Source organism: Gluconobacter sp. ESL1110 (assembly GCF_058107395.1).
Genome location: NZ_JBYLUK010000003.1, coordinates 32,855 through 45,948, shown reverse-complemented (window position 1 = coordinate 45,948; position 13,094 = coordinate 32,855). Strand labels below are relative to the sequence as shown.

Sequence of the window (13,094 nt, the reverse complement as noted above, 5' to 3'; positions counted from 1 at the left end):
GATTAACCATAAGGCCGGTGAGTAATCATATGGGCCAGCGTTTCTGGATAAAGCTCATGCTCACGTTCCAGAACGCGGGCTGCCAAAGTGTCGGGAGTGTCGCCGGGAAAAACAGAAACTCGGGCCTGTCCAAGAATAGGCCCTTCATCGACGCCAGATGTTACAAGATGAACGGTGCATCCATGTTCCTTGGCTCCTGCGGTCAAGGCAGCTTCATGGGTATGTAGGCCAGGAAAGGCGGGGAGGAGGCTTGGATGAATGTTCAGCATCCGTCCCTCCCAGGCATTGACCAGTAATGGCGTCAGAACACGCATATAACCTGCGAGACACACAATCTCGGCACCTGAGGCGCGGATGGCTGCATCGACCTTGTGTTCATGCGCCTCCCGATCTTTGCCGAATAACTTATGGTCTATGGCAATCGTCTGAAGGCCAGCTGCTCGCGCGACTTCAAGGCCCGCTGCATCTGGCCGATTGCTAAGAACCAGCGCGATGCGGGCGGGATAATCGGGCCTTTCACAAGCTTCGATCAGGGCACGCATGTTGCTGCCGCGGCCGCTGATCAGAATGGCAATCGGCGTTTTCTGCATCATGAAAAGGAAACCGGTGCTGTCAGCGCGTAGTTTTTATCCGAGCGAACAACTTCGCCAATCACGAAGGCACTCTCTCCACGGGCTTCGAGCTCCGTCAGAACCCGTTCTGGCTCGGGCGTGACAAGAACCATGCCAATGCCACAGTTGAAGACCCGTAACATTTCATCGGCCGCGACGTTGCCTACCTTGGCCATCCAGCGGAACACGGCTGGGACAGTCCAGGACGCGCCATCAATGCGAACACCCAGGCCTTCTGGCAGGACGCGCGGCAGGTTCCCCGGGAGCCCACCACCCGTAATATGGGCGCAGCCATGTAGCAGACCTTTGGCATGAAGATCCAAAACTGTGCGGACGTAGAGGCGCGTCGGTGTCAGCAGGGCTTCTGCGAGTGTATGTCCTTCTGCAAAAGGTGCTGGAGCATTCCAGCCCAGGCCAGAGCGTCGAACGATTTCCCGAACCAGTGAGAAGCCGTTGGAATGAACACCGGAAGAAGGGAGGCCAATCAGTGCATCACCTTCGCGGATACCTGCGGGAAGGAGGCTATCGCGTTCTGCGGCTCCCACACTGAAGCCCGCCAGATCGTAATGTCCTGGAGCGTACATGCCTGGCATTTCTGCGGTTTCACCGCCGACCAGAGCACAGCCGGACTCTGCACATCCGTGTGCGATACCTTTCACGACGGTAGCAGCGTCTTCGACGGACAGTTTGCCGGTCGCGAGATAATCGAGAAAGAAGAGGGGCGTTGCGCCCTGCACGACCAGATCGTTTACGCACATGGCGACAAGATCCACACCGACCTCATCATGCTTCCCGGCTTCGATCGCCACCATCAGTTTAGTGCCGACCCCATCTGTACAACTGACAAGAACCGGGTCCGTGAAACCAGCAGCTTTCAGATCGAATAAGGCCCCGAAACCACCGAGACCACCCATCGTTCCAGGACGGTTCGTTGCCTTGGCGGCTGGCTTGATGGCATCGACCAAAGCGTCGCCTGCGGCAATGTCCACGCCAGCCTGTGCATAGCTGGCGCCCTGAGGGGTATCGGGCTGATCGGTCATCGTGAAAGCTTCCCGCTGGTTGACGTGACGCCGTTCTAGAGCATCCTGCGCACGGGCGGAACGCTATTTGAGAGCGGAACGACATGGAAAAAGGGTTTGCATGACAAAACAGGACGGACAGACCGGGCCTTTGGGAGGGGGTGGAGGTCTTCAGATGGCCTTTCCTCTACGCAGACCTGTGGCGTTCACAGCTGATCGTTTCATTACGAGTCCGTCCAATGCCGCTGCAAGAGCATGGCTATCTCGCAAAGCCTGGCCGGATGGACGGCTATGGCTCTGGGGGCCTGCCGGGACGGGGAAGACGCATCTTCTGTCCGTCTGGGCTCAGGAATATGACGCTACCGTTCTGGATGCGCGTCTGTTTTCGCACTCTTCTTCTGGTGGACGTATCCGTGTGCAGGGCAATCTTGCGATTGATAATGCCGATTCGCCTGGGGACGAGGCTACACTGCTCCATCTTCTCAACGATGCCTTGGCGCAGGGAGATCGCGTTCTGATGGTAGGACGTTTGCCCCCGTCACGTAGTCATTTCGCTCTTGCGGATCTGGCCAGTCGTCTCCGCGCCACTGCGACGACGGCGACTGGTGAGCCGGAGGATGACCTGCGCGCCACACTGCTGCTCTCGCTTCTGGCGCATCGGCAGCTTGTGGTGTCGCAATCTGTGACGGATTGGCTGTGGCGGCACCTTCCTCGTACGGGAAGTGCGCTTGTCTCTGCTGTCGAGCGCCTTGATGATGCGGCGTTGGCGCGCGGAACGGCTATTACGCTGGCACTGGCGCGAGAAATGCTTCCCGACCTTCTGATGTCAGAGCATTCTGGCGAGTGACATAAAACCGACGTTTGACACGCTTCTTCCGAGTCCCGATCCTGATGGGGATTTTGGTTCAAGCTTCCCGGAAGAGACCATCGTGACGATTGAAGACAAGAAACCGGCGCCCCGTCGCCGTACATCCCGCCAGCCGCGTGAGGGTAGCATGACCCCTGCTGTTAGCCGCGCCCGGCGCAGACGGATGGTCGTCCCGACTGCCAGAGACTACGCGGACATGCCGACATCTCCGGAACGGTTCATCAATCGCGAACTGTCCTGGCTCGATTTCAACCAGCGTGTCATTGAGGAAGCGGAAAGCGCACGAAATCCGCTTCTGGAGCGGGTTCGCTTCCTGTCCATCAGTGCCAGTAACCTTGATGAATTCTATTCCGTCCGCGTAGCAGGTCTGGTCGGGCAGGTTCGGGAAGGGATGGTCGTGCGCAGCCCCGATGGGGCTACACCCGCGCAACAACTTACTGCGGTGCGGCAAAAAGCGCGCTTTCTTCTGGAAGAGCAGCAGCGGGTCTGGCGCCAGCTTGAAGCTGAACTGAAGGATGCAGGCATCTCCATCCTGCCAACGGAAGGTCTCGATGAGGCTGATCTCGCGCAGCTTGCCACGATGTTTCAGGAGCGCGTCTTCCCCGTTTTGACGCCGTTGGCTGTTGATCCGTCCCACCCGTTGCCGTTCATTCCCAACATGGGTCTGGCACTGGTCATGCGGCTGAAGGACCCGATGACGGCAAAGCATGTCATGGATGGCCTGATCCTGTTGCCGGCACAGGTTCCGCGTTTCCTGCGCCTGCCGTCCAAAGTCGGATCAGAAGGAGATGCGTCTGGCGACATCCGTTTTGTGTTGCTGGAAGATCTGGTTCAGCTTTTTGCGGATCGCCTATTCCCAGGTCTCTCCATCGGGGCCGCGGGTGTTCTAAGAATCATCCGCGATACGGATGTGGAATTTGAAGACGAAGCGGAAGATCTGGTTCGTTCCTACGAGACGGCGTTGAAGCAGCGTCGTCGTGGCGTGGGAATTCATCTTGCGCTCGACCAGAAGCTGCCAGAAACGCTTGGTCGCGAGATGGGTGAAGAACTGGGCGTCGGCGATGAAGATGTCGTTGTTCTTCCCAGCTTCGTAGGCGTTGTCGATCTCAAGCAACTGATTGTCGATGATCGTCCGGATCTGGTGTTCCCGCCTTACACACCACGGTTCCCGGAACGCATTCTGGATTATGACGGGGATTGCTTCGCAGCGATCCGTGCCAAGGACATCGTGGTCCATCATCCGTTTGAGAGTTTCGACGTCGTGGTGCAGTTCCTGCGTCAGGCTGCGCTGGACCCGAATGTTCTGGCCATCAAGCAGACCCTATATCGCACCTCCCGCGACAGCCCCATCGTTCAGGCGCTGATCGAGGCTGCTGAAGCAGGCAAGTCCGTCACGGCCATGGTTGAATTGCGGGCGCGGTTTGACGAAGAAGCCAATATTCGTCTGTCCCGCGCTCTGGAAGCAGCGGGTGTGCAGGTCGTGTTCGGTTTCGCACATCTGAAAACGCACGCGAAACTCAGCCTTGTGGTCCGCCGCGAAGGCGGAACGCTGCGGTCCTATGCTCACTTCGGAACGGGCAACTACCATCCGATCACGGCGCGGATTTACACGGATCTGTCCTTCTTCACCTGTGATCCAAAGCTGGCGTCCGACTCAGCCAAGCTGTTCAATTATATGACCGGCTACGCCACACCGGAGAAAATGGATGCCCTCGCATTCTCTCCGATCACGATCCGGCCGACGATTGAGCAACTGATCCGGGATGAAATCGCGCATGCCAAGGCGGGTCGTCCGGCTCGCATCTGGCTGAAGATGAACAGCCTCGTCGATGCGGAACTCATTGATCTGCTTTACGAGGCTTCTCAGGCTGGCGTGAAGATCGTCGGGATCATCCGTGGGATCTGCTGTCTCCGTCCGGGTGTTCCGGGGCTTTCGGAAAACATCGACATCAAATCCATCGTCGGGCGTTTTCTGGAACATGCCCGCGTGTTTGCCTTCGGAAATGGCCATCGCATGCCGTCTCATAAGGCAAAAGTTTTCATTTCTTCGGCGGACTGGATGGTGCGGAACATGGATTGGAGGGTAGAAGCAATGGTGCCCATTACCAATCCAACCGTTCATGCCCAGATTCTCGGCCAGATCATGACGATGAACATCAAGGACACCCTCCAAAGCTGGACGCTGTTGAAAGACGGCCGCTGGCATCGGGTGTCTCCGAGTGCGCATCCATTCTCTGCCCATGAATACTTCATGAACAATCCATCCCTGTCCGGCCGGGGTTCGGCCGCGCGGGAGAAAGCTCTTCCGGAGGCCCATCGTCCACGCGAGCGGCCTGACCGGATTCTGGAAGACTGAACCACATGTCATTATCTGCACAGCGTTCCGCCATCGTTGATCTCGGGTCCAATTCAGTCAGGCTCGTGGTTTTTGAAGGCGTTGCGCGCAACCCGCTCCCCATCTTCAATGAGAAAGTTACGCTCAAGCTGGGGCGCGGTCTGGATGCAACGGGGCGCTTGAATGACGAAGGCGTTACGCTGGCGATGGACGTGCTGGGACGTTTTCATACGGTAGCCCGTGCCATGGGAGCAGAGCCTTTTGAGGTTCTGGCCACCGCGGCGGTGCGGGATGCATCCAATGGTCCGGATTTCGTATCGGCCATCCGTGCACGGATGCCGGGTGTGCCCATTCGTGTTCTCGAAGGGACGGAAGAGGCGGATTATGCCGCCCGGGGTGTATTGTGCGGACTGCCCGAAGCGAACGGTCTCGTAGCGGATATTGGTGGTGGTTCGCTCGAACTGATCCATGTCGCCGATGGTCAGTATTACGAAGCCCTGACGACTAAACTAGGTGTGATCCGTCTTCAGGATCGCGCCAAGGGCAGTATCGAAAGCGCAGCGGAGATCGCATCTGAATTGCTTCGGGAGGTTAACTGGCTTCCGGGTATGACGGGTCGTCCGCTGTATCTGGTGGGTGGGGCTTTCCGTGCGCTGGCTAGGTTGCAGATTGCCCGTACGCAGTATCCGCTCAATCTGGTTCATCTTTTCACGCTGTCCGAAGGGGAAGCGCGGGAGATGTCGGATTGGGTGATCGGTGCTTCCAAGCGTACTCTTGAAAAACTTCCGAATGCGCCTCGTAAACGTCTTGGGGATGCGCCTTTCGCCGCCGTTGTTCTAAAATGCCTGATGGAGCGCGTGCGTCCGTCCAAGGTTGTGTTCAGTGTCGATGGCCTGCGGGAAGGCTGGTACATGAAGCATGTGGCCTCGTCCGTCGCTGGCGATGACCCGATGACGGCTTTGGCTGAGGAAATGGCCGGGCGTCTTGCGCGCAGCGTTACACTGTCCAATGCCCTGACTGGATGGACAGCACCGCTGTTCCGCGACGAAACACCATGGCAGCGCCGTTTGCGCCAGCTTGCCTGTACGCTGTCGGATATCGGATCTTACGATCATCCTGAGTATCGTGCCGAACAGACTTATCAGCGCGTGATGCATTGCCATGGGGTTGGATTTGAACATGCAGCCCGCGCTTTTATCGGACTGACACTTGCGGTTCGTTATGAAGTGGCGATGGATGCGTCCCTGATCGAACCTTCCCGCCAGCTTTTGTCCCGTTCGGAAATTGAGCGAGCTGTGAGGCTGGGTCTGGCTCTCCGTCTGGCCTATACACTCTGCGCCGGGACGACTGTGCTGCTGGAGGAATGTCGCCTGCTGGTGGAAGACCAGCAGCTTGTCCTGATTTTGGGGGCACGCAGCGTGCGCGCTGCGGGCAGTGCAGTCCGCCGACGTTTTGAAAGACTGGCAGCAGTCATGCAGTTAGAGTGTCAGGTAAGGGAAGAATGAGTTTGAGGATGAAGTTTGGCGCTGGGGCCGCTCTGGGCCTGATGGCAGCCGTTACGATCGGCGGCGGGCTGGTGGCGTGTGGAAAGGTGCCGGGGCATGACCGTAACAAGCTCTGGGAACTGGTAGGCAGTCGATGCGCCAAGGATGCAGAGCATCACCCGTGCGCAGTTTATGACCCTCAGGACGGTTATGCTTTGCTCAAGGATTTGTACGGGCACGGTCAGTATCTTCTGATCCCGACAAAGAAGGTTCCTGGGATTGAGGACGCATCGCTGCTTCAGCCGGAAACACCAAACTACTTCGCAGAAGCCTGGGCCGAACGGCAGCGTGTTCCGGCAGGATATGGTTTTCCAGTCCCGGATGAGCATTTGTCTCTCGCCATCAACTCCCGTGATGGCCGGACGCAGGACCAGCTCCACATTCATATTGATTGCCTAACGCCTTACGTTCGCGCTGAAATCGACAAGAACATGATCGGTGAAGCCTGGACGCCTGTTTCGCTCTATGGCCATCCGTATCGGGCGCGGTTGGTACAGACACTGGATCCTTCGCCTTTCCGTCTTGTGGGCGATGCAGGGGATATGGCCGATCACACGATTGTGGTGACGCCGGGCCATCACGGTGGTTTCGTCATTCTGGATGACGTCGCTCACGCTCTGGACCGGGCTTCCGGTGAGGAAGTTCAAGACCATAAGTGCAAAGTCGATGACCCGAAGCACAAGTCCATGCATATGGATGGCATGGAACCCGGCATGCACATGAACGGGATGATGTAACACTTCATCTTGTTCTGATGCTCCGGGACTGGCATGGTTCGATGATCCTCGAACCACCTGTTATTTCCGGAGATTGCCCGTGAACTGGCCTTTGCTGGCTCTGGCCGTGGGCGCATTCGCCATCGGTACAACCGAATTTACTCCGATGGGCCTTCTGCCCGTTATCGCGCAGGGCCTTCAGGTTACTGTCCCGAAGGCGGGTGGCCTTGTGACGGCCTATGCCGCGGGCGTCATGGTTGGCGCCCCTTTCATTACGCTTCTGCTGGCGAGACTACGCCGTAAATCTGCCTTGACATTGCTCATGGGAATTTACGTTGCTGGCAATCTGCTGTCCGCAGTGGCCGGAAGCTATGAACTTCTTTTTGCCTCCCGCGTGCTCACCAGCCTGGCCCATGGGGCCTTTTTCGGTCTCGGAGCAGTTGAAGCGTCTGCCGTTGTCGCGCCGGAGCGCCGGGCCAGTGCAGTGGCAACCATGTTCATGGGTCTGACGATTGCCAACATCATTGGCGTCCCGGCGGCGACATGGTTGGGTATGAATTTCGGCTGGCATATGGCTTTTGGGGTGACCGCTATTCTCGGTCTTCTAACAATGGTTGCCGTACAGTGGGCGCTTCCAGCGCGTGAGGCAGGACCCGTTCCGGACGTTGCCAGCGAACTCAAAGCTCTTCTGCGTGCGAATGTTCTTCTGGCGCTGCTGACGACCGCGATCGGGGCAGGGGCCATGTTTGTGCTCTACACCTATATTGCGCCAATCCTTCAGCACATCACCCATGCCAGTCCGCTGGTGATTACGATTGCTCTGATGCTGACTGGCGTAGGCTTTTCGATCGGTAATGCGATTGGTGGCCGAAGTGCAGATCGCTCGCTGGATGGCAGTCTTCTGATGTTCTTCCCCATTCTGGGGGCCGTCATGCTGCTGTTTCCCTGGGCTGCCCAGACGGTGCCGGGCGCGCTGATTGCCACGCTTGTGTGGGGCGCTGCGACGTTCGCATTGATGCCCGCTCTTCAGATGCGCGTCATGCAGGCTGCTCATGATGCGCCTGCTCTGGCCTCTTCGGTGAATATCGGTGCCTTCAATCTTGGAAACGCAATTGGTGCCGCTTTTGGCGGAATCGCGCTGTCCATGGGCTTGGGTTATGCGGGTGTTTCCGTTATCGGAACGGCTCTGGCCCTTGTTGGGGTCGGTCTTGTTCTCCTGTCCCGAAAGGTGGCTCCGCCATGACCCGTTCCTTTTTGCTCGCCACCGGGCTTCTTTTCAGTGCGGCTCTGACGCCACTTGCTGCTTATGCCGAGCAGCCTGCCAATGTCGGTGATGCCATTATGGCGGCCAGCGCCTATCATGACAGCGGCGACTACCAGCACGATTTTGATACGGTGATTGCTCAAGCCCGTCATTGGGTCTTCGAGCGTGCGCCCAAGGTGCACAAGCCTGCGATCGTTCTCGATATTGACGAGACGACCCTGTCCAACTGGGATGAAATCCGCGCGGATAATTTTGGCTATATCGCCAACGGTCCGTGTGATGCTCTGCCCAAAGGGCCATGCGGCGCCATTGCCTGGGAAAAGAGCGGCCGTGCGCCAGCTTTTGCCTCGACGCTGGCTTTGATTAATGAAGCCGAGAAGAACCATGTTGCGGTCTTCTTCATTACGGGCCGCCATGAAGACGAACGTGAGGCAACGGCCCGCAATCTTCATCTGGCTGGGATCAGGCACTGGGACGGACTGGATCTACGTCCCATGACTTCACATGGCTATGCCGCGCATTACAAGGCACCAGCCCGTGCGGCGATTGAAGCCAAGGGTTACACTATTATCGCCAGCATCGGAGATCAGCCTTCCGATCTCGCGGATGGTCATGCCGAGAAGGGCTTTCTGTTGCCGAACCCGTTCTATCGCGTGCCGTAAGGCAAGCTTGTTTCTGATATGAAAAAAGGCGCTCAGGGGAATGACCTGAGCGCCTTTTTTGTGGCCTTAGAACGACTTCAGCAGTCGTTCCAGATAATCCAGTTCACTTTGAGGCCGGGTACGGTCTGACGCACGGCGCCGAAGTTCGCGCTCAATATCCCGAGCCCGGTCTCGCGCATTCCGATCGGGGATGTGCGCGTCGGAATCCTTGCCATTCTGGCCTTCGCCCAGTTTCCGGCCCAACGGATCCTGATCCTTGCGGTCTTCATCCCCATCATCGTCGTCACCGGCATCGGGCTGGTCTCCGCCATCGCCCTGCTGCCCGGCTGCACCATGCTGCTGCTGGCCGGAACCGCCGCTTCCCATGGACGGAATGAAGCTCAGGCTTCCGCCTTTACCCTGACCCGATCCACCTGACTTCTGGTTCTGCCGCATCTGTTTTCCGGCTTCGGAGAGATCCGCAAGAACTTTTTGCTCTGCCGTCGCAGCTTCATCATCGTGACGGTCTGCCAGAGCCTTCCGGGCATCCTGCATGTCCGCCTTGGCTTTTTCAAAGGCCGTCGCAGGCTTGCCGGTCAGATCCTTGACGCGACGACCAAGAATATCATCCACACGGGACAATGCACGCTGAAGCGCATGGTCGACACGGCGCTCGGGAGACTGGGACGCAACAGTAGCCGGGTCGGTCGGAGCAGCGGGTTTAGCTGGGGTGGCCTGTTCCATATCCGGCGGAGGCTGCATGCCCAACTGACGCATCAGATCAGCCGTGGACATCTGGCTGATATCCTCATGACCGTCCTGCTGATCGGGGGGGAGGGCGGCCTTGCGAGCAGCGGATAGGCGCGCCTGTGCGTGATCCAGAAGCATCGTTTCCCGATGGACCAGATCATGCAGGGCGGCGCGCTGGGCGCGGGCTTCTTCCTGCGCCTTCATCTGGGCGGCAAGAGCTTTCAGATCTTCCGGTGTGGCCTGACGCATATGCTCGGCCATATCTTCCATCTGCTGGAGCTTGCGAAGGGCTTCGTCACCATGCCCCTGGGAGGCATCGTTCTGAAGGCGCTGCATCTGATCGGACCATGGATCAGCCGAACTGGTACCGGACTGAGGCATCATGATGCCGCTTTGCGCCGCCTTCTGGAACAGGAGTTGCATTCGGCGATTCAAGGCGTCTTTGAGATCTTTTGTCCGGCGCTGAAGTTCTTCCTGTTCGGCAAGGGAATGTCCCTTTTCGCCCAGTTCCCGCATGTGATCGAGCTGTTGCTGGACGCTCTGTTGGGCCGCACGCACGGCTGCGGCGGCATCTGCAATTTCGGGACCATCCCGTCGCAGGTCATCCAGATACAGAGCGAGTGCCCAGAGTTGCCCCGGAACCTGTTCGGCTGAACCTTCCGGCGCATCGTGCTGGAGGGATGCGATATCGAGGCCCAGCGGGGCCAGAACTGGGTGAACGGTTGTGGTCTGGGTCAGGAGTTTCAGTTCGTCTGCGGCCTGCTGAGGGCGTTCCTGCCCAAGCATCAGGCGACGACGCAGAGACACGATGGCGCGCGCCAGCGGGTCCGTGAACTTGCGTGCGCCAAGATGAAAACGAATAGGATCGCTCAGGCTCTCACGGCCCGAAACGCTCGTAGCATGTAGCCGTCCTTCAACTTCCATTCCTGCAAACGGGTCGGACGACAAGTCTGGTCGTGCCTCACCTTTGGCATCCTTGGGATGACCATCCAGAGGAATGGGAACGCGGAGCACACGGCCCTTCGAAATCCCCGGCAGTCGGATTTCAGCGTCCAGAGACGCGACGCCATAAGACTGCTTCACATGCCACGGAAGGCTGGTCCGCCAGTCGTCCTTCTGTGGCGCTGGCTTTCCGTCCCATGAAACTACGGGCGGAAGGTCAGGCTCGACAGCGACGCGCCAGGAACCAAGCGTCCGGCCTCGCGAGGAGAGTGTGATGGTGCCTGTCTGCTGAAGCGTTGCCTTCTCGCTCCAGCTTTTCTCATCGAGCCGGTCATGGCTGAGAGATGTGGCTCCACGGAGAACAGGGCGTCCATTGGAGCCTGTAATCGTCGCGTTCAGGATTGCGCCTTGCGGCACCGTTACCGGTTTTGCCTGCTGCGTCTGGGAGAGGAAAACGGGTGCGCCGGGTGCGTAGGATGGGCGATCAATCCATGCCTGAACCGATGGCAGGGGAACGCTGTCATCATCCACGCCGGGCACAAAGCCTGAATGCAGGCGGGAAAGGGAGTGAGGCCCGCTCAGCGCCACAGCCGCGGCAAGCGCAACCGTGACAGAGGCAAGACCCAGCTTCTCACCGGTCGTTGTCTCCGGCTTTGGAAATCCGACCTTCAAAGGGCCAAGGGATGCGACAACGCGGTGAACATGCTGCGCCCAAATGGCGGCCTGTTCCCCATTGCCTGCATAGGCCGGGCGGTCAGCAAGTGTTAGAAGTGGCTGATACGCCAGATGGGAGTCACGCTCAATCCGGCGATCAACCTGCGCTTCCGTAGGCTGTGGTATGGATCGCAGCCCCTTGATGCCGAGCCAGAGTGCCGTTCCCAGAACGAGCATTTCAAAGAGGGCATGAAGCCAGTCCGGCAAAGACTGGGGAATACGGGCCAGACTGGCCAGACCATAGAATGCCGCAAGAAGCAGCGACCAGCGCAAAGCTGGCCAGGCACGTTCCCACCACAGAACGCGCCTTGCGCGACGGCGAAGGGAAACGAGGCGGGCTGTTGCGGCAATCGGATCAGCCATGGGCGGGCAGGAGCCAGTCTGGAACAGTTTCTGCGGCAATCAGGTCTTCTACGGTCTGGCGCTGGCGGATGATCTCCCAGCGCCCGTTATCGACCAGAACCTGAGCGGCAAATGGCCGGGAATTATAGGTCGAACTCATGACGGATCCGTAGGCTCCCGTATCCAGAAGGGCAATGAGATCCCCGCGCTTCAGGGACGCAGGCAGAATGCGATCCTTCGCGAAGATATCACTGCTTTCGCAGACAGGCCCCACCACATCCCACGGCTTAAGCGCGTCACTGAACGCGGCCGGGGCGACGGGAAGAATACCATGCCAGGAGTCATAAAGCGCCGGACGGGCCAGATCGTTCATAGCGGCATCAATCACGACGAAATCCGGATTGCCCGCCTTGGTTTCGATGACGCGGGAGAGAAGAACCCCTGTTGGCGCGGAAAGCCAGCGGCCCGGCTCGATACTGAGCGCGACATCAAGATCACCTAGCGTTTCAGCAATGACGCCAGCCAGCATTTCCGGGGGAGGGGCGACTTCATCCTTGTAGCGGATACCCAAACCACCACCGCAGTCGATGGTTTCGACCGTGTGACCGGCGGCGCGAATTTCACGAACCATATCCGCAAGGCGGCTATAGCCTTGGCGGAAAGGTTCAGCCGTTAGCATCTGGCTGCCAAGATGCACTGCCAGACCAACAAGCTGCACATGATCAAGCGTAGCGGCTTCGGCATAGAGTTCGACGGCGCGACGATGCTCGATCCCGAACTTGTCGCCAGCGCGGCCAGTGCTGATCTTGTCGTGAGTCTGTGCATCGACGTCCGGGTTCACACGCAGGGCCGCACGGGCCACCTTCCCGCAGGCATGTGCAATCTCGTTCAGGCGGTAAAGCTCTTCCACGCTCTCCACATTGATCTGACGAATTTCGCGTTCCACGGCGGCACGCAGTTCCAGATCAGACTTGCCAACACCGGAAAAGACGATTTCATCGGGGGCGATGCCAGCGCGGAGTGCACGGGTCATTTCGCCGCCACTGACGATGTCAACGCCGTAGCCACAGTCCCGCAGAATGGTCAGGGTTGCCTGATGATCCTGGGATTTCATGGCAAAGTGGAAGTGAACCGGCAGGTTCCGAGCTTCAAATGCCGCTTTCAGTGCATTGGCGCGACGGCGCAGCGTACCGGCCCCCGTGATCCAGCAGGGGGTACCGGCGACAGCGGCGATGACGTGCAGGGGCACGCCTTCAAAAAGAAGACCATCGCGCGCATTGACCTCCAGAGGAGGGCGGCTTGTCAGAAGGTCATTGAAGGAGGGGGCGGAAGAGGGAGCGTTCATGAT

10 protein-coding genes are annotated in these 13,094 nt (G+C 58.6%); 6 read left to right on the top strand and 4 right to left on the bottom strand.

The features are described 5' to 3' along the window. Positions 1-2 precede the first annotated feature (2 nt). Together purN and purM are read right to left on the bottom strand one after the other, a co-directional pair. The gene (purN, locus tag AC3B6F_RS01155) at positions 3-593 is read right to left on the bottom strand and encodes a phosphoribosylglycinamide formyltransferase (protein ID WP_489823102.1); all 591 of its coding nucleotides are present in this window, start codon (positions 591-593) and stop codon (positions 3-5) included. Next, positions 590-1,651, bottom strand: coding sequence for a phosphoribosylformylglycinamidine cyclo-ligase (gene purM / locus AC3B6F_RS01150; RefSeq protein WP_489823100.1), 1,062 nt, complete (start codon positions 1,649-1,651; stop codon positions 590-592). Before purM ends, purN begins: the two co-directional genes overlap by 4 nt. A 100-nt stretch (positions 1,652-1,751) precedes the next feature. Between purM and AC3B6F_RS01145 the strand changes: the two genes are divergently transcribed. The 6 genes from AC3B6F_RS01145 (at position 1,752) to AC3B6F_RS01120 (ending at position 9,019) form a co-directional block, all read left to right on the top strand. Next, a complete protein-coding gene (locus AC3B6F_RS01145; protein ID WP_489823099.1) occupies positions 1,752-2,477 on the top strand; it encodes a DnaA/Hda family protein in 726 nt (241 codons plus the stop codon). Positions 2,478-2,661: 184 nt separating this feature from the next. Further along, the gene (locus AC3B6F_RS01140) at positions 2,662-4,854 is read left to right on the top strand and encodes an RNA degradosome polyphosphate kinase (protein WP_489823133.1); all 2,193 of its coding nucleotides are present in this window, start codon (positions 2,662-2,664) and stop codon (positions 4,852-4,854) included. A 5-nt stretch (positions 4,855-4,859) separates the two neighbouring features. After that, entirely contained in the window at positions 4,860-6,338 is a 1,479-nt protein-coding gene (locus AC3B6F_RS01135) for a Ppx/GppA family phosphatase (protein ID WP_489823098.1), read from the top strand. A gap of 8 nt (positions 6,339-6,346) precedes the next feature. Continuing rightward, complete coding sequence (locus tag AC3B6F_RS01130) at positions 6,347-7,114, top strand: CDP-diacylglycerol diphosphatase (protein ID WP_489823096.1); 768 nt, start codon at positions 6,347-6,349, stop codon at positions 7,112-7,114. Between the two features lie 79 nt (positions 7,115-7,193). Continuing rightward, positions 7,194-8,336 carry an MFS transporter gene (locus tag AC3B6F_RS01125; protein WP_489823094.1) on the top strand — a complete coding sequence of 381 codons (1,143 nt, stop codon included), beginning with the start codon at positions 7,194-7,196 and terminating at the stop codon, positions 8,334-8,336. Then, positions 8,333-9,019 carry an HAD family acid phosphatase gene (locus tag AC3B6F_RS01120; protein WP_489823093.1) on the top strand — a complete coding sequence of 229 codons (687 nt, stop codon included), beginning with the start codon at positions 8,333-8,335 and terminating at the stop codon, positions 9,017-9,019. The genes AC3B6F_RS01125 and AC3B6F_RS01120 overlap by 4 nt, the downstream gene beginning before the upstream one ends. A 66-nt stretch (positions 9,020-9,085) precedes the next feature. On the opposite strand, the gene AC3B6F_RS01115 is transcribed toward AC3B6F_RS01120, so the two are convergent. After that, positions 9,086-11,806: a DUF4175 domain-containing protein gene (locus AC3B6F_RS01115; RefSeq protein ID WP_489823092.1), complete on the bottom strand. Its 2,721-nt coding sequence runs from the start codon at positions 11,804-11,806 to the stop codon at positions 9,086-9,088. Beyond that, positions 11,760-13,091: a diaminopimelate decarboxylase gene (lysA, locus tag AC3B6F_RS01110; RefSeq protein WP_489823132.1), complete on the bottom strand. Its 1,332-nt coding sequence runs from the start codon at positions 13,089-13,091 to the stop codon at positions 11,760-11,762. Before lysA ends, AC3B6F_RS01115 begins: the two co-directional genes overlap by 47 nt. Positions 13,092-13,094 lie beyond the last annotated feature (3 nt).